The sequence below is a fragment of the Chitinophaga polysaccharea genome, from assembly GCF_007829335.1.
Taxonomy (GTDB): domain Bacteria; phylum Bacteroidota; class Bacteroidia; order Chitinophagales; family Chitinophagaceae; genus Chitinophaga; species Chitinophaga polysaccharea_B.
Map to the genome: position 1 here is coordinate 891,020 of NZ_VIWO01000001.1, position 23,467 is coordinate 914,486.

General features: G+C 46.7%; 16 protein-coding genes and 1 tRNA gene. 11 read left to right on the forward strand and 6 right to left on the reverse strand.

The features are described from left to right. Positions 1–66 precede the first annotated feature (66 nt). Positions 67–768 (forward strand): porin family protein, encoded by a 702-nt coding sequence (locus tag FHW36_RS03815; protein ID WP_145662472.1) that lies wholly within the window; start codon positions 67–69, stop codon positions 766–768. Between the two features lie 67 nt (positions 769–835). On the opposite strand, the gene FHW36_RS03820 is transcribed toward FHW36_RS03815, so the two are convergent. Together FHW36_RS03820 and FHW36_RS03825 are read right to left on the reverse strand one after the other, a co-directional pair. Next, positions 836–1,612, reverse strand: coding sequence for an enoyl-CoA hydratase-related protein (locus tag FHW36_RS03820; RefSeq protein ID WP_145662473.1), 777 nt, complete (start codon positions 1,610–1,612; stop codon positions 836–838). A gap of 21 nt (positions 1,613–1,633) precedes the next feature. Further along, positions 1,634–3,016, reverse strand: a complete 1,383-nt coding sequence (locus tag FHW36_RS03825; protein ID WP_394349212.1) for a S9 family peptidase — start codon at positions 3,014–3,016, stop codon at positions 1,634–1,636. A 758-nt stretch (positions 3,017–3,774) separates the two neighbouring features. On the opposite strand from FHW36_RS03825, the gene hflX reads away from it, so the two are divergent. From hflX to tmk, 9 genes are all read left to right on the forward strand, one after another. Next, positions 3,775–4,965 carry a GTPase HflX gene (hflX, locus tag FHW36_RS03830; RefSeq protein ID WP_145662478.1) on the forward strand — a complete coding sequence of 397 codons (1,191 nt, stop codon included), beginning with the start codon at positions 3,775–3,777 and terminating at the stop codon, positions 4,963–4,965. Then, on the forward strand, positions 4,965–5,306 hold the full coding sequence (locus tag FHW36_RS03835) for a Rieske (2Fe-2S) protein (RefSeq protein WP_145662481.1): 342 nt from the start codon (positions 4,965–4,967) through the stop codon (positions 5,304–5,306). The genes hflX and FHW36_RS03835 overlap by 1 nt, the downstream gene beginning before the upstream one ends. Before the next feature lie 69 nt (positions 5,307–5,375). Beyond that, a complete protein-coding gene (locus tag FHW36_RS03840) occupies positions 5,376–7,004 on the forward strand; it encodes an ArnT family glycosyltransferase (RefSeq protein WP_145662484.1) in 1,629 nt (542 codons plus the stop codon). A gap of 159 nt (positions 7,005–7,163) precedes the next feature. Further along, positions 7,164–7,237 (forward strand) — tRNA-Asn (locus FHW36_RS03845). Positions 7,238–7,430: 193 nt separating this feature from the next. Then, complete coding sequence (locus tag FHW36_RS03850) at positions 7,431–8,450, forward strand: SDR family NAD(P)-dependent oxidoreductase (protein ID WP_145662486.1); 1,020 nt, start codon at positions 7,431–7,433, stop codon at positions 8,448–8,450. Positions 8,451–8,490: 40 nt separating this feature from the next. Next, complete coding sequence (locus FHW36_RS03855; RefSeq protein WP_145662489.1) at positions 8,491–9,228, forward strand: SDR family NAD(P)-dependent oxidoreductase; 738 nt, start codon at positions 8,491–8,493, stop codon at positions 9,226–9,228. 148 nt (positions 9,229–9,376) lie between these two features. After that, positions 9,377–10,111, forward strand: coding sequence for a helix-turn-helix domain-containing protein (locus FHW36_RS03860; protein WP_246121059.1), 735 nt, complete (start codon positions 9,377–9,379; stop codon positions 10,109–10,111). A gap of 529 nt (positions 10,112–10,640) precedes the next feature. Beyond that, positions 10,641–11,711 carry a glycosyltransferase family A protein gene (locus FHW36_RS03865; protein WP_186452294.1) on the forward strand — a complete coding sequence of 357 codons (1,071 nt, stop codon included), beginning with the start codon at positions 10,641–10,643 and terminating at the stop codon, positions 11,709–11,711. A 61-nt stretch (positions 11,712–11,772) separates the two neighbouring features. Further along, positions 11,773–12,471, forward strand: a complete 699-nt coding sequence (tmk, locus tag FHW36_RS03870; protein WP_145662498.1) for a dTMP kinase — start codon at positions 11,773–11,775, stop codon at positions 12,469–12,471. Positions 12,472–12,520: 49 nt separating this feature from the next. Here the strand turns inward: tmk and FHW36_RS03875 are convergent, their stop codons facing one another. Then, positions 12,521–13,411: an amidohydrolase family protein gene (locus tag FHW36_RS03875; protein ID WP_145662501.1), complete on the reverse strand. Its 891-nt coding sequence runs from the start codon at positions 13,409–13,411 to the stop codon at positions 12,521–12,523. Positions 13,412–13,700: 289 nt separating this feature from the next. Between FHW36_RS03875 and FHW36_RS03880 the strand changes: the two genes are divergently transcribed. Then, the gene (locus FHW36_RS03880) at positions 13,701–14,867 is read left to right on the forward strand and encodes a glycoside hydrolase family 76 protein (protein ID WP_145662504.1); all 1,167 of its coding nucleotides are present in this window, start codon (positions 13,701–13,703) and stop codon (positions 14,865–14,867) included. A gap of 35 nt (positions 14,868–14,902) precedes the next feature. Here FHW36_RS03880 and recB read toward each other — a convergent pair whose 3' ends face one another. From recB to recD, 3 genes are read right to left on the reverse strand one after another with little or no spacing between them, the layout of a single operon-like run. Next, complete coding sequence (gene recB, locus FHW36_RS03885) at positions 14,903–18,352, reverse strand: exodeoxyribonuclease V subunit beta (RefSeq protein ID WP_145662507.1); 3,450 nt, start codon at positions 18,350–18,352, stop codon at positions 14,903–14,905. Beyond that, entirely contained in the window at positions 18,352–21,558 is a 3,207-nt protein-coding gene (gene recC, locus FHW36_RS03890) for an exodeoxyribonuclease V subunit gamma (RefSeq protein WP_145662510.1), read from the reverse strand. The genes recB and recC overlap by 1 nt, the downstream gene beginning before the upstream one ends. A 45-nt stretch (positions 21,559–21,603) precedes the next feature. Further along, positions 21,604–23,421 carry an exodeoxyribonuclease V subunit alpha gene (recD, locus tag FHW36_RS03895; protein ID WP_246121060.1) on the reverse strand — a complete coding sequence of 606 codons (1,818 nt, stop codon included), beginning with the start codon at positions 23,419–23,421 and terminating at the stop codon, positions 21,604–21,606. Positions 23,422–23,467: the final 46 nt, after the last annotated feature.

The window sequence follows — 23,467 nt, forward strand, 5'->3', positions numbered from 1 at the left end:
CAATTGTGTTACAATCATTCCATTATATTTGCCTAATATTCTTTTTCCTAAGTATGTATTAATAATATGAAGAAAATAATTTTTACCCTGGGTCTGATAGCTGTATCTATTGGAGTTTTTGCGCAGGAAGGTGGCTCTCCGATGAATAAGGCGGTGAATAAGCTTACCCATTCCAACGACTTTTTGATGATTCAGTTGTCTTACGATGGCTGGGCTGGTAAGCCAGACAGCTTAAAGAGTGGCCTGAACAGGGGATTTAATATAGCGCTGATGTATGATTTCCCGTTTAAGAAGTCCAAAATGAGTTTAGCGGCTGGTTTGGGTTTCAGCACCAGCGGCGTATATCTGAAAGATCATTATATGGAGATAGGAAAGAATAACAGTTCTGTGGCATCCTTCCCATCCTCTTCTTATAAAAAGAATAAAGTAGCTACTACTTACCTGGAAATTCCGATTGAATTGCGGTACCGTAGTGTACCAGACAATGCCAATAAAGGCTTTAAAGCGGCTATTGGTGTAAAAGTAGGCGCACTGGTAGATGCGCATACTAAGGTGAAATATACCGGGGCTAATGGTAATAAGGAATTTGACAAGGTATCCAACAAAGGGTTCTTTAATCCATGGCGTTTTGCTGCTACTGCCCGTGTGGGTTACGGCAACTTCGCGTTATTTGGCGCCTACTCGCTGAATCCATTATTAAAAGACAATGCTGCCAATAACCTGGACATTAGGCCGTACTCTATCGGTATTGCTCTGAGTGGACTGTAATAACAGCTAACATTATAAAAGCGAAAGACTGAAGCTACCTGCTTCAGTCTTTCGCTTTTATAATGAATTATATTCCTTTAAACGCCGGCTTTCGCTTTTCCAGGAACGCCTGTACGCCTTCGGCGTTATCTGCCGAGTTGCCTGCTATTTCCTGGCAATAGGCTTCGTAGTCGAGTACGGCATCAAGATTTTCTGTCATGCCTTTGGTCAGCATTTTTTTCATGAGTGCAATAGCTTTCGTAGGGGCGGCAGCGTAATAGGCTGCTTCTTCCTGCACGGCGGCGTCGAGGTCGCCGGCAGGCACTACTTTGTTGACCAGTCCCATTTGCAGGGCTTCCGCAGCCGTGATTTTAGTGGCCTTGGTGGCCAGTTCAAATGCGCGGTGGTAGCCAACAGTGCGGGGCAGGAAATAGGAAGAGCCAGAGTCGAGTACCAGTGCAATGTTGACGAATATTTCGATCATGGTAGCTGTTTCGCTGGCGATGATCATGTCGCAGGCCAGGGCTATGGAGCATCCGGCGCCAGCCGCCACGCCGTTCAGCCGACAAATGATTGGCTTAGGCATGTTGCGGATGGCGCGAATAATCGGATTATAGCGTTTGTGCAGCGACTCGCTGAGATCACGTTTACCTGACTCCATAGATGCTTTCAGGTCCTGGCCGCTGCTAAATGCTTTGCCAGCGCCGGTAAGCACCACCACTCTCACGGAAGCATCCTTTTCGGCCTTTTTTAATGCGTCTTGCAACTCATAGCTGAGCGGGTCGTTGAACGCATTGTATACTTCAGGTCTGTTAAGCGTGATGGTAGCAATACCATCCTGAATATCCATTAATAAAGTAGTCATGATACCAGGTTTAGTGGTTATTTACAGGGTTTCTTTCAGCCAGTTGAAGAATTCACGTTGCCATACGATGGCATTTTGAGGTTTCAGCACCCAATGATTTTCTTCCGGGAAATAGAGCAGTTTGCTCTTGACGCCCTTTAACTGTGCCAGCTGGAAGGCCTGCAATCCCTGCTCAATAGGTACGCGAAAGTCGATTCCTCCCTGGATAATGAGGATAGGTGTATTCCATTTGTTGGCGTATTCGCTTGGGTTGAAATGTTTATATCCATCGGCGTTGGCCGGATCCCAGTAGGCGCCGATATCCCAGTTGGCGAACCAGAGTTCTTCGGTGGTGCCATACCAACTTTTCAGGTCGAACAGGCCATCATGGGCGATAAATGATTTGAAGCGGTTTTCATGTACACCTGCCAGCATGTATACGGAGTAGCCGCCATAGCTGGCGCCTACGGCACCGCGGCGGTTTTTATCTACATAGCTTTCCTTGCTCACATCATCAATGGCGCTCAGGTAGTCTTTGATTGGTTGTCCACCCCAGTCTTTACTGATGGAAGCGTTCCATTCCACACCGTGGCCGGGCATCCCTCTCCTGTTGGGCGCTACTACGATGTAGCCCTGGGAGGCCATGAGCTGGAAGTTCCAACGGAAGGAGTAGAACTGTGATACGGCCGATTGAGGGCCACCCTGGCAATACAGGAGGGTAGGATATTTTTTAGCGGGATCAAAATCCGGTGGATAGATCACCCAGGTGAGCATGTCTTTATTGTCGGTCGTTTTCACCCAGCGCTTTTCTATTTTGCACATACCGATCTTATCGTAGATAGGTTTGTTAACGCTGGTGAGTGGGGTTACCGTGCCTTTCTGGAGGTCTACGGTAAACAGTTCCGCCGCGTGGTTCATGTCGGTACGGGATACCACCATGGTGTTGCCGGCCTGGGCTACCAGGTCGTTGATGTCGAAGTCGCCGGTGGTTACCTGTCGTATATGTTTGGCGTTGGTTTGTACCAGGTTTTTCTGTAGTGTTATTTCCAGCAGTTGTTCGGTGCCTTTGATCACCGCTACGAAGTATATCTTTTTGCCATCATTGCTGAAGCGGGAGGAAGCGGCAGTGCCGTCCCAATCTTTGGTGAGGTTGGTGATAACGCCAGAGGCACGGTCCATCACGATCACGTCATTTTTATCAGACTCATACCCGTCGTGGGCCATGCTTAACCAGGTAATGTATTTGCCATCCTGGCTGAAGGAAGGGGCTACATCGTAGCCCATCATGCCCGTAGACAGGTTGCGGGTGTTTTTGCTATCCAGGTTATATTCGTAGATATCGGTATTAGTGCTGAGGGCATATTCTTTCCCGAATTTCTTCTTACAAACATAGATAATGCTTTTGCCGTCCTGGCTCCAGATCATATCTTCCGGGCCACCAGAGGGCATTTGCGGGCAGTCGTGCGGCTCTTCCGCCATGATGTCTATAGGGGTACCTACTTCGCCATTATTGTAAGTAGCATAGAACACGTGGGAGAAGCTGCCATCTTCCCAGGTATCCCAGTGGCGGTAGTTGAGATTATCATAGATCTGGACATTGGATTTAGGAAGATCCGGGAAATGATCTGCGCCGGATATCTTTTTCACTTTTACATCTTTCGAAAACAAGATATGCTTACCATCAGGAGAGATGCGGATATTTTGCATACCGCCTTCCACATTGGTTTTTTGTACCGGGTTGGAACCATCGGCATTCATTTCATACCATTGTCCTTTCTGGGAAAAGCCGATTTTGTTGCCCGGGAGAATGGCCACATCTCCTTCTGCACCCGGTGTTTGGGTGATTTGAGTGGCGGCGCCGCCGGCTAATGGAATGGCATAAAGATTTTTTTCACTTTTGTTTTCCGTCATATTGATCTGGGAGACGCCAAAGAAGACGGTTTTCCCATCGGCGCTCAATGCCTCGCCGCTTACACGACCTAATTGCCATAGCAATTCGGGGGTCATCTTATCCTGGGCTACTGCCATAGTTGAGATTAATAGTCCTGTCAGTAAAAATGGTTTATACATGGTGTCGAAAGGTTGTTTTGGATCGGGTAAATGTAGGAAGAAAAGGGGATTTTACGGGGCTCGCTCTGTAGCCGGTAAATTCTGTGTAAATTTGCTGCAAATTCAGAAAAAACTTGATTGAGAAGAAACAAGTCGTACAAAAAGAAGAGAAGGCCGTTATTGTGGGGGTGATCACGAAAGACCAGACAGAGCGCCAGGCCAATGAGTTCCTGGACGAGCTGGTGTTCCTGGCAGAAACTGCCGGAGCAGCCACTGTAAAGCGTTTTACCCAACGTTTGGCACATCCCGACAGGGCCACTTTTGTGGGAAAGGGAAAGCTGGAAGAAATACATCAGTTTATTGCCGGCCGGGATATTTCACTCGTCATCTTTGACGATGAATTAACCGGGTCGCAGATTGCCAATATTGAAAAAGTCCTGAAAGTAAAAACGATCGACCGCAGTGACCTTATCCTGGACATCTTTGCCCGCCGCGCCCGTACCGCACAAGCCAAGGTACAGGTAGAGCTGGCGCAGTACCAGTATATCCTACCCCGTTTGCGTGGGATGTGGAGCCACCTGGAAAGACAGGGAGGCGGTATTGGTAGCAGGGGCCCCGGGGAAACGGAAATCGAAACGGACCGTCGTATTGTAAAGGATAAAATTGCCCTTTTGAGAAAAAGGCTGGAGGAAATTGATAAGCAGTCGCTCACCCAACGCAAAGAACGCGGCGAGTTTGTGCGTGTAGCCCTGGTAGGATATACCAACGTGGGCAAAAGCACGATCATGAACCTCCTCAGCAAAAGTGAAGTATTTGCCGAAAATAAATTGTTTGCTACACTGGATACCACTACCCGTAAGGTAGTGTTTGAACAAACGCCCTTCCTGCTCAGCGATACTGTAGGATTTATCCGTAAGCTGCCTCACCACCTGGTGGAGAGCTTCAAATCCACCCTGGATGAGGTGCGCGAAAGCGATATCCTGATCCATGTGGTAGATATTTCACACCCGCAGTATGAGGAGCAGATTGAGGTAGTAAACCGTACCCTGCAGGACCTGAAAGCCTTTGAAAAGCCTACCATCCTGATCTTTAACAAAATGGATCTGTATGAGGCCAACACCTTTGACCAATGGTTGGAACCCGAAGTGAAAGCGGATATCCTAATAGATTTGAAACAAAACTGGGAAACGAAAACCCAGGGTAACTGTGTATTTATTTCTGCTTTAGAGAAAAGGAATATTGAAGAGCTGCGTAAAACCATACTGGACAAGGTATCCAAGCTATACAAAGAGCGTTTTCCCTATAAATCGGAATTTTTCTACTAATGGCCAAATCGTATACCTGGTATAAATTGTCGGACGGGCATTTGCCACTTGCCGAGGGAGAAATCACGGAGTTAGAGGTAAATGGAAAGAAAATCTGTTGCACCCTGCACCAGGGCCAGCTTTTTGCCTTTGCTCATAAATGTCCGCATGCTGGCGGTATTATGTCCGATGGGTTCATAGATACCGCCGGCAACGTGGTATGCCCCATACATCGTTATAAGTTCAGCCTCAAAAATGGATACAACTGCAGCGGAGAGGGATACTACCTGAAAACCTATCCTATAGAGCAGCGGGGAGATGGCCCCTGGCTGGGAATAGAGAAAACCGGGTGGTTCTGGTAGGCAATTATCTTTCTGTTAAAAGTGACTGGTGAGCTTGACGTAACGGGCATATGCCTGTAACTTTTCGCTATGCTGACTACACCTACAACTATCACACACAGATTTCATCTCCAGGAGAAACAGGTATGGCTGTTGATAACCGCGACAGCAGTACTGTTACAATTCAGTGCCTTATTTGTACCTATCCTTGAGCCGGATGGCGCGCTGTATGCCGGTATTGCCAAAACAATGGTATTAAAACATGACTATTGGAATCTTTATGCCGATGGTCACGATTGGCTGGATAAACCCCACTTCCCTTTCTGGATGGCTGCTATCAGCTTCCAGCTCTTTGGTTTTCATACCTGGTCGTATAAACTGCCTGCCATCCTGTTTTTGCTGATGGGCGCCTGGTATACTTATCGCTTTGCCTATGAGCTATACGACGAAAAGGTAGCCCGTTGGGCGGTATGCATCTTACTAACGGCCGAGCACCTGGTTATTTCAAATAATGATGTAAGGGCAGAGCCCTACCTTACCGGGTTGATCATTGGGGCGGTATACTATGGCTCTCGCCGGAAAATCCTGTTAGGAGCCATTTTTACGGCATGTGCCATCATGACAAAGGGTTTATTTGCCCTCGTACCCATTGGCGCTGCTATTGGCGGTCAATTGCTGTTTACCCGCAACTGGAAAGAGCTGTTGCATGTTCGCTGGCTGCTGGCGTTGCTATTGACTGCCCTGTTTATTACACCAGAGCTGTATGCGCTTTACCGGCAATTTGATCTGCACCCGGAGAAAACGGTGTTTAACAGCACCGGGGTATCGGGATTGCGCTTTTTCTTCTGGGACAGCCAATTTGGGCGGTTCATGAACACCGGTCCCATCAAAGGAAGCGGCGATCCCTTTTTCTTTTTTCATACGGTATTATGGGCATTTTTACCCTGGTCGGTGATGTTATATGCCGCCATCATTCTATTTATCCGGAAATGGAAGCTACAAAAGGAATATTACTGTATTTGCGCGGCCCTGGCTACCTTCCTGCTGTTTTCATTGTCGAGGTTTCAACTCCCCCACTACCTGAATATCATTTTCCCCTTTTTTGCAATACTCACTGCCCAGTATATTTTATCGCTTGAAACAGTAAGAGAATTAAAGTTTTTCCGGATCACCCAGTACACCATTATTATCCTGGTGGCGGTAGCCGGCGTAGTGTTGGACCTGCTCTACAAACCAGCTATGCACTATGCCTGGCTGTTGCTGGCAGGTGCGCTGTTACTCCTTTATGTACTATTACATTACTGGTTGGATAAGTCTACCCGGCAGGCAATTTTTTATCGCACCATCGCCATCAGTATCCTGTTGAATCTTTACCTGAACACCATCTTGTACCCCGATATGATGCAGTACCAGAGCGGTAGTCGGGCTGCAGCATATGCCAATACTGCACTTCCTGGGCAAAGTATCGGTTTATTCCAGGTGAACTCCTACGCCTTCGATTTTTACCTGGATGCGCCTGTAATACGCCAGGATAGCGCCAGCGCGGTAGTGTTTACCTCCAGGGAAGGCCTGGATCTCTTACAAGCCCAGGGACATACCTGCACCATTATCCGGTCGTTTCCTCATTTTTATGTGAGCAAACTGGATTTACCATTCGTCCGGAAAGTAACCCGGGCAAGTGCTTTGGGAGAAAGATTGCTGGTGGCGGTGAAAAAATAGTTTTTTGTTTATTGCTGAAATGCAGTGTGGTGGCTGTATTTGTCGTTCTTTGCTTTTCTATTTTAGAAAATTTTTGAAAAAAAGTGCAATAAGATTTTGCAAAAATAAAAATTTACCTATTTTTGCAATCCCAAATCGCACAAACGGTACGGGAAACACTCCTCCTTAGCTCAGTTGGTTAGAGCATCTGACTGTTAATCAGAGGGTCGCTGGTTCAAGTCCAGCAGGGGGAGCAAAAGAAAAAAAGAAGCCTTATCAGTTCAAACTGATGGGGCTTTTTTAATTTTATACTAATTTGTTTTCCTGCCAAAAGTTCTCTTTCAACAATTATTTCCACGGTCCTTTAAACAAAGCATATTCGGCCTTTTGAACAAAGTCCGTCACAAACCACTGGGCTACTTTTGTATCAAACAAAACGAAATTAAAATGATACAGAATAATTACCAGGGAGCATTACAGCATCCTATTGGCTCAGGCTTCTATGCACAATCTACCACAGCAGATGTTATCAAAGGTGTTGATCTCAGCGGTAAAATTGCTATCGTAACAGGCGGAAACACGGGTATCGGTCTTGAAACAACAAAGGCACTAGCCTCTGCAGGTGCTGTGGTGCTTGTTCCTGCAAGGGACGTAGAAAAGGCAAAGAGAAATCTGGCGGATATTGCCCGTGTAGAAATTGAGGCAATGGATATCATGGATCCTGCATCAATTGATGCTTTTGCCGGGAAGTTTTTAACCTCTGGCAGGCCTTTGCACTTATTGATAAATAATGCTGGCATTATGTGGGTGCCGCTACGTAGAGATCTGCGGGGTATTGAATCACAATTGGCCACCAATTATATCGGGCAGTTTCATTTAACGGCCAAACTTTGGCCTGCACTTAAAAAAGCCAATGGTGCAAGAGTGGTAAATGTTTCTTCTCTGGGCCATCATATGTCGTCATTTAATTTTGAAGACCCGAATTTTGAGCACCGGGAATATGAAACGCTATTGGCATATGGCCAATCAAAAACAGCCAGTAACCTATTTACCCTTGAACTGGATAGTCGCGCACATACATATAATGTAAGAGCCTATGCTGTACATCCCGGATCAATTGCAGGCACTGAATTGGGCAGAGAGGCATCAATTGAATTATTTCAGAAAATGGGTTTCCTTGACAAAGACGGAAATATGCGTCCAGACGTATTAGCAAGATTAAAAACAATTCCGCAGGGAGCAGCAACCACTGTTTGGGCGGCAACCAGCAGTCAACTTAATAATATCGGTGGTGTATACTGTGAAGATGGAGATATCGCGAAACTGTTACCGTCTAATGCGGCTACACCTACTCACGCAAAACTTCACCAAAGCGGCGTACAGGAGTATTCGCTGGACGAACGCGATGCAAAGCGGCTATGGACACTCACAGAAGAAATGATAGGCCTGCATTTCCAGGTTAAATAAAAACCCACTTCCCCAATATTTAAAAATAAGAACATTCAAAATGACTACTCTTAACGGAAAAATTGCGTTGATTACAGGTGGTAACAGCGGTCTTGGATACGCTACCGCAAAAGAATTGATAGCCCAAGGTGCACAGGTGATCATCACCGGCCGGAGAAAAGAAGCGATAGAGAAAGCCGCAGCCGAATTGAATGCGACCAGCTTTCTCGCAGATCAAACGAACCTCGACGATATTGAAATCCTGGTAGCCAGTGTAGAACAGCAATTTGGTAAGATTGATATTCTGGTGGTGAATGCAGGTACTTCCAAATTAACAACGATAGAAAATGCGACGGAAAAATTGTTTGATGAGGTGATAGACCTGAATCTAAAAGGGACTTATTTTACTTTAAGCAGGTTTATTCCATTACTGAATGATGGGGCATCTGTAGTACTGGTGGCATCTTCCTCCGCATCGAAATCAATTCCGCAGACATCTATCTATGCGGCGAGTAAAGTAGCTGTCAATGCAGTGATGAAAATTGCATCCGTGGAATTGGCGCCGAGGAGGATCCGGGTAAATTCTGTGAGCCCAGGTCCTTTTGACACAGAAATTATGGAAAAAACAGGGTTAGCCGATCCGGGAATGCAGCATTTCATTAAAGCAGGCGTTCCCCTGGGCCGGCTGGGAAACCCCTCCGAAGTAGGAAAACTGATTGGCTTCCTGGTTAGCGACGGAGCGGCATTCATTACAGGAGCGGAATATCTGGTAGATGGCGGACAATCACTGAATAAATAAGGGCCCGCCATCCCCTAAAGTAAAAGGCCATTTTTATCTTAAATTTGCAAGAAGCATATGCGATATCGACATGGAATATCAAGCTAAATATATTACGGAAGATATTAAGCTGTCTTGCTACGAGGACAGGTTCTTTAAATCGGATATCATGTTCGAACATCACATGCTCATCTGGTTTATCTCTGGGGAAACTAAAATCATTCGTGCTGAAGGAACCTACCTATTTAAAGCCGGGGATATCTTCTTAATTCCAAGAAATCAGCTGGCTACTATTATCAATTACCCTAAAGATGGCCTGCCACATAAAACAGTGGTAATGCACCTGACTACAGAATGGCTGCGGCGCTTTTACGCAGGGCTTAATGTTAAGCCTGCCACTGCGAATGTGCAGCAGATACGGCATTATACCAATCACCCGTTGCTGGAGAGCTGTCTCGTGTCACTGATCCCTTATTTTGAGATGAAGGATTTACCTGGTGGGATTGCCAACTTAAAAATTACGGAGGCCGTCACCATATTACGTACCATAGATGCAGATATTGATAATTTACTCGCCAATTTTGAGGAGCCCGGCAAAATAGATCTGGTAGATTATATGGAGAGGAATTTTATGTTTAATTTACCGTTGGAGAAATTCGGTTACCTTACAGGAAGAAGCCTGACGACTTTTAAAAGGGACTTCAAGAAAACATTTGCCACTACACCCCAACGATGGCTGACTAAGAAGCGGCTGGACTTAGCACATTATGAATTTGTACATAAAAAGAAGAAGCCTGTGGATGTTTGTTATGAAGTGGGATTCGAGAATTTATCACATTTTTCATTCGCATTCAAGAAAGAATTTGGTTACGCGCCCACTGAGTTGCTGGCATCAGTAATATAGCAGATGAATAGCAAGGGACCGCTACTGCCGGGCTATGGGGCGTAAGTTTTGCCTTAAACCTGACCAGCGATGCTACCGGTATCGACAACTGGACATTGGACGCTTTTAAAAATGCCATGCGGAATGGGCGCTTTAAAGGAAGCGATAACGGCCGTCACTTGTTGCCACCCATGTCCTGGTTTAATTATGCCCGCTTAACGGATGATGATGTTACTGCCATCTTCGCATACCTCAAAAGTACTAAGCCTGTTAAAAACGTACCCCCTGCCCCCGTGCAGTTCTAGTTGAGAATTAACCCCAAAAAAAGCTTCAGCGATGGTAAGAATGATAAATGCGTGATAACTGATTTAGATAGGTGTCCTGATAATGAGGTGAATATTTTTGTTTTTAAACCAACCGCTACCGTGGCTCCTGATAAAAAGAATAATAAAATGAACATTATACTGCTATGGTTGTTATAGTATCCGATTCTTCCACCATTAAAGAAAAACGCGGAATGCAACACAGGATATCCTTCTGTACAGTATGTATGAACAGGACCATACATCTTAAGGAAACCTTTATCCGTAACATCCAGGATAACATGGATTACGGGAATATTGAATTCATTTTGCTCGACTATGGCTCCCGGGATGATATGTATGAATGGGCACAAACAGCATTGTCATCTTACATCAACGCTGGATTGGTGAGCTATTACCGGACTACTACCCCTTTATTTTTTCATATGAGCCATTCCAAAAACATGGCCTTCAGGCTGGGTGTCGGCGATATTTTATGTGGTATTGATGCAGATAATTATACCGGCGCCGGTTTTGCTGCTTATGTAAATGAGCAGTTTAACCGGGACGAGGAAATATTTATGGCGCCACCCCGTATTGCCACCGATAGAAAATGGTGGGATGTACAAGGCCGGATATGTGTAAGGAAGGAAGACTTCTATCACCTGAGAGGCTATGATGAAAAGGTGGTGGAATACGGATTTGAAGACCAGGATTTCAAAAGCCGGCTGGAAGCCCTGGGACGCAAGAGAACCACTATTAAAGAAGAACATTTTTTACATGCAATTACCCATGATAATAGTCTGCGTATTGCCGACAGCTTATCGGGGAAAAACGGGAAAGACTTGTTCATGGCTTGTATTGGAGAGCAGATGGCGGAGATTATCTATCTGCAGGAAAATAATATCTTCGAAAAATTTTTCGTTGCCAGCGATTCCCTGACAGACACTGATTTGAAACACTCCATGCTGCATCCGAGGAAAAGAGAAACAGGCCTGTATCACCAGGATGGTCAACAGCTACAACTTTACCGGGAAACCGGGAAGCCTTTCCAGGTTCTTACCTACCAAACTCCCGACCACCTGGTGTCAGATAACCAACACCATTTTCATCGGATCAAAGCTGAATTGCAGCGCCAGAATTTTCTCCTGAAAAGGGCCATCTATATGGGCAAAAGGATATTTGCAGATAACAAAAGCAAAGGTGGCCCCATCAATGAACCCGGTTTTGGCGAAGGGACTGTTTATAAGAATTTTGGCAATACCGCTATACACCTGGGAGCGATAAACGCGTTATCTGAGAATTCTACGGCATGGTAAGTGATTTGGATTTGCTCCAAACTTTACTAACTTCGCGGAGTTCCTTAACTCAGGTTTTATAATGAAAGAAAGCAATAAGTTTATAGCGGTCGAAGGTTTAGATGGCTCTGGAAAATCAACGCAGATAGAGCTTTTAACAAAATACCTGGAATCAAAAAATCAGAAAACAAAATTTGTTCACTTCCCCAGAAGTAGCCAGGGCGTTTTTGGTGAGCTTATTGCTAAATTTTTACGTGGTGAATTCGGGGATGTTAAACAGGTACATCCTCAGCTGGTTGCACTCTTGTTTGCGGAAGACCGAAAAGCATTTGCCGCTACGATCAATGAATGGCTCCGCGATGGCTATTTTGTATTGGTAGACCGGTACGTACTCTCCAACATCGCTTTCCAATGCGCTAAACTCCATACCGACGAGGAAAAGGCCTACCTGAGAAAATGGATCCTGGACTTTGAATACGAATACAACCAGATTCCTCAGCCACAGTTTTCGATATACCTGGACGTTCCCTTTTCTTTTGTAGAAGCCGCGTTGTCGAAAAGAAGGGCTAATGAAAACCGGGAATATCTACAGGGAAAAGATGACATCCATGAGAAGGACTCCTCCCTGCAGCAGGCAGTAAAGAAGGAGTACGAAGCGATGCTCGCAGTAGATCATACTATCAGCAGCATTCATTGCACCAACGATGCCGGTCAGATGAGATCCGTGGAAGATATTCATGCGGAAATTGTACAGCTGGTGAATAGTCAGTTACCGCTGTAATAAAATAACGCGATAGCCCCCAAAAGCATCGTGCTTTTGGGGGCTTTTTTTATGGCTGTATTTGCAATAGGGTGCAGGCATTGGTATAACATACCTGTTTTTCTTCTGCCGCTGTAAGCCCCATAGCATGCAACCCTTTAATGGCTTCACCTGGAGAGAAAATAGGAAAATCAGATCCGAAAAGAAACTGCGTAATGCCTATTTTCCGGATAGTCCACACCAGCTGTTCCCGAAATGGAGAGTCGCCTAACACGGGGGCAATAGCGGATAAGTCCATCCAGATATTTGATTTGAACCAGGGATATTTCTTCAATCCATCTATTACCAGGAGCTGCGAAAAGTTCATAAGCCCCATGTGCGCAAAGATAAACCTGGCATCAGGGTGTGTGGCGGCCAGCAGTACCAGTTTGCCAATTTCGCCGGGGTCTTCCAGGCTATAACTGTCGAATAATAAGATCATGTGCAGCTCACCGGCTTTCCTGGCAACCGCGGCTACCTCGGGTGCCGACACATCAAAATGTTGGGTATTGGGATGGAGCTTTATAATTTGTACGCCTTTTTTCTGTATACGCGCCATCTCTACAAAAGCCTCTTCTCCATCCATAGGATGCACCGAACAGATAGGAATTAATGAAGGATATTGTTTACTTAAAGCAATAATGCTGTCATTCCTTCTACGCGTATCGGCCATATCACCTTTATGTGCCATCGTGATGATACCTATTTTGTCTATGGGAATCGACTTCATAAAGGATAGAATATCCCGTAGGGAATTGGCTTGCGTGGTGCTCATGCTTTTGGTTTCCTGCTCATCTAAACCTATATGTACATGCAGATCTATGATTTTCCCATTATAATGTATGGCTGGCGATTGCCCATTGCTTGTTAAGAAGATAGCGGTAAAGGACAGGGAGATAAAGGACATCAATATTGTTTTCATATAACTGGATTGAAGCAAGCGATTCGTAAGTAGAGGTCAATGTACATTTATTTTGATGATTTTGTCATTAGAAAATAAGATTGATGATAATCATTCGATTACCTGTTTTTTATGAATTTTTTCTTTGGTTGTAAGTAATTCTTTCTGTTAAACCTGTCCTGACCTAATGGATACCTGTGTAAACCCGGTTCCATTGTATACGCGTATTGCCGGTACCAACAGGCAATGGCTTTTGTATTGACTGGCCCTGTTTCAACCTGATCTCTTCATTCCACAAAACAGCAAAAACATGAGAATTCCACCTCTCCGCAACAAATGTATGGCGGCCCTATTGCTGGCATTGACCATTTCCGGATGCCAGAAAAAAGAAATGACGCTGAAAGACAGCAGTTCCCTCAACAGTAAAACCACGGGCACGGTCACGATCAACTCCGTACAACCGGTAAAATCGGAGGCATTGCTGGCCATGCAATGCTATAATAATGCATTTTATCACCAATATGGTACCTATGGCCCATCCTACAAGGCCTATTACTATTCAGATGTAACGCAAACCGGCCGCATGGATTTCTGGCGCCAGGCGGAGGCTATCGAAACCCTCATTGATGCCTATACCATCAACAACGACACAGATCTTAAAAACAAAATGGTATACCTCTACAACGGTATGAGAGATGCCTATGGACTACTATGGTCCTCCAATATTTATAATGATGATGTGATCTGGGGCGCCCTGATGTGTATCCGGGCTTTCCAGATTACCAACGATGGCGGTATGAAAGATATGGCGAAAAATAACTTCGATATGGTATGGGCCCGCGCCTGGGATACCAGCCTGGGCGGCGGTTTATGGTGGACTACCGCCAACAATACGAAGAATGCCTGCGTGAATGCTCCCGCCGCTATTTGCGCCATGTACCTGTACCAGGCCACCGGCGATGCCGGTTACCGCGATAAGGCCAAACTGATTGTAGACTGGATGGTGAGCAAATTATACGTATCCGGTAGCGGAGAAGTGAAAGGCGCCATCAATGCCGGAGGCACTATCACAGAAGGCGCTCGCACCTATACCCAGGGCACTTTCATTGGCGCCTGTAATATGTTGCAAAGTGCCTACCCCTCCAATAATTACAAGGCCATGGGCGCTAAAGCGATGGACTATACGAAAAACAGTATGTGTAACGCGCAGGGTTTATTACCAGATGAATACGACAACGATGATTGCCAGGGCTTTAAAGCCATTTTTGCACGCTGGGCCTGTAAGTTTGTGCATGACCAGGGCTACCAGGGCACCTATGCGTCCTGGCTTAACTATAATGCTGCTGAAGCCTGGAACTACCGTAACTCCAACGGTCTGATGTGGGGACAGTGGTGGCATAGAACGCCGGATAACTACGTTAATTCCTTTGAAACTACCTGTGGTATTGCCATGATGAATGGCGTATGGTTATTTTAAGTAGCCAACCGGCGGCAGTTTGCGCTGCTGCCGGTTTATTTTGTTAATAATCTTTCCAGTCGCTGTATTTTGTCAAGCGCAGGCTTGGTGGTATAGAACCCATAACCCGCATTATTCCTCACGCCCCGCACAAAACAATAGATAATCCCGCCAAACTGGCTATGGTAGTCAAAGTAAGGTAAACGGCTTTCCAGGTATTTCTTCACGGCCACAGTATAAATAAAATATTGCAGGTGATAATTATTTTCATTCATGGCTGCTGCCAGGCCTGTAGCGTCGTAGTCGGTAATGCTGTTGCCGAGGTAGTTCGACTTCCAGTCGAGAATATAATACTTACCACCGTGTTCAAAGAACAGGTCAATTTTCCCGTTCATAATACCTTCCAGCTCCTGGCTGCTATATTCCGAAAAACGCCGGATGCTTACGCTCACTTCGTCGTCTGAAAGTTGATTGAGCAGATTAGATTGGAATACCGGTACCGGGAAGTCGAATTCAAATTCTGCGAGGCGTTGATGCCGCCCAACGGAAGCCAGTTGGAAGCTGGTGCCACCTACCTGGATGGTGCTGTACATTACATGCTGTAGCATTTCGTTTAGTCGTTCGAGGTATAGCTCCCTATGGCCTGGTACAAACCGGCGAATTGCTTCTTCCAGCCAGTATTCCCATTTACTACTATCCGCAAAATTGATGCTTTCAAAAATGAAGTGCAGCAGGTTTCCTGTTTTAGCGCCCCGGCGAAGGGTGGTAAAAATGAAATTATCGTAAGGGTCGGTTTGTTGGATGGAACGTATCCGGGGTCGGTGTTCTGCTTTGGCCGCGAGCATGGTATAACTCATTTTACGCCAGTTTTGTTCCAGCAGGCGGAAGTTGACCGAAGTACGGTTTACGGCCAGCTGACCTTTGGTAATTTGTTGTCGGTAGTTTTCTTCCGGGGCTGCTGGCACAGGGGTGTTCAGGTCAATTAGGCTGGTATCCAGTACGGTAGTAATGCCTGGAATAACCGCCTGTTCCGGGCTGATTTTTTTCAGCTCTTTCAGGAAGATGGCCAGGGAAGAATCGTTGAACCTGGCGTAGCTGTTTTTAAACAGGTAGCACTTGTAAACCGCGCGGGTGATCGCTACATAAATGAGGCGACGGTTTTCCTGCTCTTGTTGTTGCTGGTAAGCGGCCAGTTGATCTTCTGAGAGACGGGAACGCTGCGTGCTCAGGTAATCGCCGGTTACCGGGTCGCGGAAGCTGACCAGCTCTATGTTTTGTTGTTCTACGAAATCCAGGAAAGGCGCCATCACGATCTTGTATTCCAGCCCTTTACTCTTATGGATGGTAACGATATTAACGGCTTCCTCGTCGCTTTCTACGCGTTGTGCGTACTCGTCGCCATCGGTAGTCATGCCGTCTATACCGCGTTTGAGCCAGGAAATGAGGTCACGCATCGACAGGTTTTTGCGGCTCTGTACCTGGTGTACGAGTTCCGACAACTGGTAAAGGTTAGTGATAATACGTTCGCCGTTTTCTACCGTTCCATCCAGTAATACGTGACGTACACTGAAATCGGAGATGAACTCCATCAGGGCGGTGTAGGCGCCGTCGCGTTGCCAGAGGGTACGGTATTTGGCAAACAGGTCCAGCATAATTTCATCGTCCAGCTTCAGGATGGTATGTGCGTTGTAGCCGGTGAAGGATCCCAGCAATGCACGGTTAATGGACGACCGGTCGGGCGTTTCCATGGCTTCGAGCAGGTGCAGCAGTTGTTGCGCTTCTCCCGTTCTCAATACCCTGGCTTCGTCTATCGTTACGGCGGGGATACCCAGTTTTGCCAGCGCGTGTTTGATATCTTTCCCTTCCTGGCCGGTACGCACCAATACCCCGATATCCGAAGGGGTAATGGTGCGGGTGCCCCTATCGTTGGTAATATGATAGTCTTTGTTCAATAGAAGTTGCGCTACCTGGGCTGCTACAGCGGTACAAACACTTTCTTTCTTCTCACAGGTAATAACTGCTATGGGCACTTCTTTATCCCGGCCTTTAAACAGGTAGCCTTTGTTGTTGCCAGCGGGACTGTTTACCTGGATATAGTCGATACTATTGGTTTCCTGGCCAAAGTTGAAGGTATCGAAATCAGGCGTTGGTTTAAAGAAAAGATTCATGGCGCGGATCAGGTTTTCCGAAGAGCGGAAATTCTGGTCCATGTCGTAGATCTGCTGTACACCGTTACGCGCCTTGAAGTAGGTAAAAATGTCGGCTTTACGCCAGGCGTAAATACTTTGCTTGGGGTCGCCGATATAGAACAGGATGGTGTTTTGGCCGAAGGCCTGGTTAAATATTTCAAACTGTTCACGGTCGGTATCCTGGAATTCATCTACGAAAACCGCCTTATACTTATTTCGCAGGGAGGCCGTCAGTTCAGGATTTTCATTTTTTACCAGCGCTGTATGGAGATTGTTGATCAGGTCATCGTAGCCCATCATATTGCTACGTTCCTTGAACAGGCGCACCTCCTCTCCCACCTCTTTAATAGCGGTATAAAAGACCTGCCTGCGTATAGCTTGTTGCTGCAAAGTAAGCTGGTGGCGCATTTCTTCTATTTTGTCCAGTTCTTCCAGGATATCAGGGAAAACGGCCGCGATATATTTTGCGTCTTTTTTTTCCAGGATCTTTTTCACCAGTAACTCCGGCTGGGTTACCAGCTCCGGCCAATCTTTTTTGGTATACCGGTTAGCGAGACAAGCAGTTTCCAATTGCGGGCTGTGTGCGGAAATCCAGTCGTATAGCGCTTCTATAGCAGCCTGTATTTTCGCTGTTTGTTGTGCTATTTCCTGAAGCCAGCTGTCCTGCTGCGCTTCGCTGATAGTATCGGGAATATCTTCTGTATAGCCGATATATTTCTTACCGCTCAAATGTTCCTGGATCACCTGTTGCATGTCTGGTTTCATCTTTTCATCCCAGATATTTTCCAGCAGTTCCGTTTTAAGTGTGGTAATATGTTTACGCCAGAATTTATTCAATTCATTTTCTACGATGGGAGTAAGATCGGGCACCATTTGCGCGCCAAACAGCTGGTTGGTTTCAAAGGCGTACTCATTCAGCGTTTGCTGACAAAAGCCGTGGATGGTTAACACGGCTGTTTCATCCAGCAGCAAGATGGCATCACGCAACAGCTGCTGCGTGGGGATAGGATCTTCCGGATCAATCACATCCAGTACCAGGTTGAAGATGGTTTCGTCCGGAATGTCTTTACCCAGGCTGGCTTTATAGGCCTGGCGAATAAAAAGGCGGATCCTTTCTTCCAGTTCCGCTACCGCAGCCCGGGTGAAGGTCACCATCAGAATTTCCTTGATGGATAGCTTTTGTTCCAATATCAGTCGCAGTACCAGGATGGCAATGGAATAGGTTTTACCCGTTCCGGCGCTGGCCTCAATGAGGTTGCTGCCTTCCAGTGGCGCTTTTATGGCATCGAATGGTTTATATATGTTGCTATCGATCATTATGATTTATCTGGTGTTTCAAAATAAGCGGGCAACAAGGTTGCCAGGGGCGTTATCAGCAGCTCGTAAATATCGAGAAAGCTGACAAGGGCCGCTTCTCCGTCAAAAAATCCCTGCTCATACGCCTGCGCAATGTATGGGTCGGGCGATTCCTGCCGTTCCACCAGGCTGCTCAGCTTTGTGGTGAATTTTTTCAAATCCAGCGTGAGCAAGTCTTTGGCGGTAATCTCCAGGTCCGGGTAGAATGCCACCATCTGGTTGAACCCCATTTTATATACCCGGATAATAGTACTCAGCCGGCGAATGGCCTCTTCCTGGGTGATTGCCACTGCCTGGAATGCATCTTCTTTTTTGGTGCCGGAAATAAAGCACAGGTCAGTAGCAATGCCGGCGGCCCTGGCGGCGAGGTAACGGAGATAAGCCTCTATAAGGTATTTGCTTTCCCGTTTGGACCAGGATATCTGTAAAACGGTATGGTCAAATACCCGGATATTTCCTTTTACCAGGCTATCATCTATCATTATTTCAATGGGCAGTCGCCTTTCTGTAGCACCCTGGGTGCAGGCTTCGTAGAGGTTGCGTACCGGCACCACCTGGTCTTCCATCCGGTGAATGGCCACTGCGGCCATATTCCGGAGGGGAAGCTTCCCTTTTTTGACCATGCTTCCCTGGAGTGAACTTTGCGCTGGCGCCGGTACCGGCAACAATTCATTTTTGATAGACCACTGCTGTAGTTTATTCAGGTCAAAGATTTCTGTTTCGCTGAGCAGCAGCTGGTTGTCATTATACCGGATGCCCAATACCTTGTTGTAATACGCTCTAACAGGGTTTTTAAAGAAGCTGATCAGCTCATCCAGCGTAATTTCTTCGAAGGTTAAAAGGCTGGTAGTTTTATTTTCATTGAGAAATGATTTTCCAACAGCTGTTTGGGCGCTCAGGTAAGAAAACAGGCGTTCGTCTGTGCCTGCATACTTTCTACTGAAGCTTTGCAGCGGTTGCAGTGTCACCAATTGTTGCCGCACAGTTTCCGGCGAGGGCGTGCCGGCCTCTATATAATCTATCAGTTCATCAACCAGGGCCGAAGGCGGAAGATCTGCATTGTCTTTCGCATTTTTTCCGAGATAGCTGATGTACAGGTATTCCCGGGCAGAGAGTAAGGTTTCCAGGAACAAATGTTTATCATTTTCCTTTACGTTACGATCGCCCTTCTGCCGGTTTTCTTCCATGAGGTTGAAGCTGGATTTATTTTCCCGGCGGGGAAATTTATCGTAATTCAACCCCATAAGTGCAACGATTTTAAACGGGATACTACGCATGGGGATGAGCGAGCAGAAAGTAATGCCACCGTTTACAAACAGCCCTGCGCGGGTGCTGCCGGTAAGGGTATCGAGGAAGCTATGGCTGAACACCTCAAAAGTTACCTTTTCACTCATGAACTCATTGAGCGCATTGTAGGTGGTGAGTTGTTTTACCAACGTGTTATAGTCTTCGTCTATATCTTCAACGGGTTCAAATACCATGTTATGCAGCACTCTTTCTGTATAGGCTACCCATTCCACGATGGTGCGGGGGCGCCGCCTGTCGAGGATCAACGACATCAGCACTTCTGCAAAGTGGCAGAACCGGATCACGTCGTGTGCATCGCTGCCTTCGGTAATATCCAGGGGGAAAAAGCTGTCTTCCCCGGTGCCATATTCCTCTTCCCCGCTCATGCAAATGCCGTACATGATGCGTTGTATACCGTACTGCCAGCTTACAAAGTGCGTTTCATCCTTTTTCTGGCCATTGATACCAAAACGGATATTGGCCGCTTCTATAATCCGGCGGATCTGCACCGGGTCGGTCAGATTGAAACGTTTGCGGATATACGAAAAATCAAGTAACTGCACTACTGCCTCCGATTTAAACGATTCCTCGCTCATAGTGAGAATGGCATGCAGGGCATTGAAGATATTGTCGTTGTCAGTATAGCTTTCGTCGGCAATGGTGTAGCGGAAGGTGTAAGGAGCATTGTTGAATACCGCCTTAATATAGGGAGCGTAGGCATCTATATCGCTGACCATCACTACAATATCACGGGGCGACAATGCTTCTTTCCGTTGAGCCACCAGGTGTACCAGGTAATTATATAATACTTCCACTTCCCGGGCTACGGTATAGCAGGCATTGATGGTAATAGAACCGTCTGTGATATGCTGCCGGGTGAGTGGGAGCCGGTCGGAAGGGGCTGCGGCAGAAAAGATATCGTGCTGGATTTTATGCAGCAGTGTATCGGTACCTGGTTCCACCGATTCAATTTCCTCATAGCCGTTAATAAAGGCATCGTAGGCAAAGAAGAGACTGAAGCTGTCCTGGATAATCCTGCCCCAGCCGGTAAGGAGGGCGTTGCCGGCCTTATTATTTTCCAGCTCGTTGAGTCCCTTCTGACGCCAGCGGGCCAGTTGTTTTTCGTTGCGGTCATCGAACCAGAATACGCCGGGCGCCGGGTTAATGATATGAAAATGTACGTCGATAAAGGACGACAGCTCATGCAATATCTTCACGTGATAGGCTGTAATAATGGAGAGGCCAAACAGGTGAATAACCGGCATGCGGCTGGTGAGCGTCGATTTGTTATGGGCGGTATTGTGTAAGGTGTCGAGGATAAAGTTGCCCACGATGGTTTTGTCGGGCAGGGCGCCGCCCGACAGTTGTTTTACCTTTACCCATAGCCAGTGCTGCCAGCCTGCGCTGGCAAGTTCCGGGGTATTGGTATAGGTCCAGGCCTGGATCATTTCCGGGCGGTATACCTGGTACTGGTCAAATAAGTCGGCTACTTTTTCCGCCAGGGCCATGCGTTTCAGGTCACTTTCGCCATTTTGATCGGCATAGTAAACAGCTACTTTTGGGAATTTGGCCATAAACTCCTCCTGCCCCAGCAGCTTAAATACCAGCCAGCTTAGGTTTTGGGGAGAAAGCACTTCTGAATATGGCCCGCCCAGCAACACATACAGCTGGTACAACAAGTCGTTGGGCTTGAGGAAACGGCAATTGGCCGCTATACCCAAACGGTCTGCCAACTGGAGTTTCAACCAGTTGTTCATACCTTCTGTTTGTGTAATAATATAATGAGGTTGAAATACACTGTTGCCCGCATCCTGCAGGTCTTGCGCCAGTCCGGATGATAAGCTGTTCAGTGAATTTGAAACCTTTAAAAACAATGCCATTGATAAGTCCTTTGTTTACACTCCGCCATTCCCGAAGCATGTTATTTAATCTGCATTCTCTGCTACTTCCCTGAACCGGGCTGCAATACCGGAGGCCCTTTCCACAAAACGTTCTGCCGCCATCAGTATCACTTCCGGTGATCCCTGTACGTATACTTTGTGCCTGGCCCTGCTCACCGCAGTGTATAGTAGTTCCCGGGTGAGAATAGGCACATCGGTGGTATCCGGTAATAATACCAATACTTCTCCGAACTCCGACCCCTGACTTTTATGGATGGTCATGGCGAAGGCGGTTTCTGCCTGGGTAAGGTAGCCGGGTAATACCGCTTTCAGCGCGCCGGTACTATCTTCAAACCAGGCCATGAGCACCCCGTTTTCATCAGCACGGATAATGCCGGTATCGCCATTGAACAGGCCATGTTCATAATAGTTACGGGTGAGGATCACCGGGCGGTTTTCATAAAACTCACTGTGTGCAGTAATTAGTTTCTTATCGTATAAATATTTTTCAATTTGCTTGTTAACGGTATAAAGTCCCTGTGGCCCTTCTCTTACGGCAGTAAGTACCCGCTGCGCATTCAATAATTTCAGCGCACTGGCAATATCTTGCTCCTGGATAAAAGCGGCGTACCGGGCTATAAAGTCTTCAAATAATTTTACATCCGCGTTGGGGTCTATGACTACCTGTTCATCTGCCGAAGGCGGAAAAAAAGACTGGATAACAGGTACCTGGTTAGCGATAATGGCTTTACTGAATTTGCCAATGCCTGTGTTGCCAGTGAAACGATGGCTACGCCGCAATTCTACCAGGTGCTGAAACAAGGGATGATGGCTTTCCTGTTGTTCATGCGAAGCGGGTATATGACGTTGTTCATCGGTAATAAAGCTATTGATAAAGCGGCGTCTTTCAGCGCTGAAGCCGTTAAGGGGCTCCTGTGCCTGGCAAAGATCACCAAACAAACTACCTGCTTCCACAGAGGCAAGCTGGTCTTTGTCGCCCAATAAAATCAGGCGCGTATCCGGATGGATGGCATCCAGCAGCTTGGCGAACAGCGCCACATCTATCATAGAGCACTCATCCACGATAACAACATCGTAGTTGAGCGGATTGGTTTTATTGTGCCGGAAATAGGGGCTGCCACTGATAGATTTCAGGAGACGGTGAATAGTGGCCGGTTGTAGCTGCCTGAATTGCTGGCTAATGGAAGCATCTACCTCCAGGTTAGTATTACGGAGGCTTTCCGCCATACGGGCTGCGGCTTTACCGGTAGGCGCTGCCAGGGCCACTTTCAGCCGGGGATCGGTCGCAAACAGGATGGCCAGGATTTTGGCTACCGTAGTGGTTTTACCGGTACCGGGGCCGCCGGTGATAATCGTAAAATTATTCAATACGCCAGTGATCGCGGCGGCCAGTTGCCAGTCGGCCAGGTCGCTGCCATCGTTGATGGCGCCACCGGCAAACAATTTACTGATCAGCGGTTGCTGGTTTTGCAGTAAAGCCATTCTTTCCGGCAGTAATGTTTTTTCCGCAGCCAGAAATGCCTTGATGCGTTGCAGGAAATTGGTTTCGTACCTGAAATAACGTTGCAGGTAGAGGCGGTCCTGGTACACCACGAAAGGTTGTTTATCGTTGCCTTGTAGTCCTACCAGCGGGATACTTTCCAGTATTTCTTTCCCGGTTGCTATTTTCTGATAAGATTCCGGAAGATTTTCCTGCTCTTCTTTTATTTTATCGAGATGAAGACAGATATGGCCTTCGCTGCCTTTTTTTGATAGTAGATAAGCATACGGCTTCAGTGCCGGTATATCGAAATACTCAGCAAATTGTTGGTGTACATCGTTCAGGGTGGGTATGTTTCGCATTCTTTCAGGCCACTTGAAAAGATTAAAATACAACTTTTTCTGCTTC

Bases quoted from the DNA above. Each gene is read 5' to 3' on its own strand.
- FHW36_RS03815 (WP_145662472.1), top strand. From the start codon at position 67: ATGAAGAAAATAATTTTTACCCTGGGTCTGATAGCTGTATCTATTGGA.
- FHW36_RS03820 (WP_145662473.1), bottom strand. From the start codon at position 1,612: ATGACTACTTTATTAATGGATATTCAGGATGGTATTGCTACCATCACG.
- FHW36_RS03825 (WP_394349212.1), bottom strand. From the start codon at position 3,016: ATGATCTGGAGCCAGGACGGCAAAAGCATTATCTATGTTTGTAAGAAG.
- FHW36_RS03835 (WP_145662481.1), top strand. From the start codon at position 4,965: ATGGCCAAATCGTATACCTGGTATAAATTGTCGGACGGGCATTTGCCA.
- FHW36_RS03840 (WP_145662484.1), top strand. From the start codon at position 5,376: ATGCTGACTACACCTACAACTATCACACACAGATTTCATCTCCAGGAG.
- FHW36_RS03850 (WP_145662486.1), top strand. From the start codon at position 7,431: ATGATACAGAATAATTACCAGGGAGCATTACAGCATCCTATTGGCTCA.
- FHW36_RS03855 (WP_145662489.1), top strand. From the start codon at position 8,491: ATGACTACTCTTAACGGAAAAATTGCGTTGATTACAGGTGGTAACAGC.
- FHW36_RS03860 (WP_246121059.1), top strand. From the start codon at position 9,377: ATGTTCGAACATCACATGCTCATCTGGTTTATCTCTGGGGAAACTAAA.
- FHW36_RS03865 (WP_186452294.1), top strand. From the start codon at position 10,641: ATGAACAGGACCATACATCTTAAGGAAACCTTTATCCGTAACATCCAG.
- tmk (WP_145662498.1), top strand. From the start codon at position 11,773: ATGAAAGAAAGCAATAAGTTTATAGCGGTCGAAGGTTTAGATGGCTCT.
- FHW36_RS03875 (WP_145662501.1), bottom strand. From the start codon at position 13,411: ATGAAAACAATATTGATGTCCTTTATCTCCCTGTCCTTTACCGCTATC.
- FHW36_RS03880 (WP_145662504.1), top strand. From the start codon at position 13,701: ATGAGAATTCCACCTCTCCGCAACAAATGTATGGCGGCCCTATTGCTG.
- recB (WP_145662507.1), bottom strand. From the start codon at position 18,352: ATGATCGATAGCAACATATATAAACCATTCGATGCCATAAAAGCGCCA.
- recC (WP_145662510.1), bottom strand. From the start codon at position 21,558: ATGGCATTGTTTTTAAAGGTTTCAAATTCACTGAACAGCTTATCATCC.
- recD (WP_246121060.1), bottom strand. From the start codon at position 23,421: ATGCGAAACATACCCACCCTGAACGATGTACACCAACAATTTGCTGAG.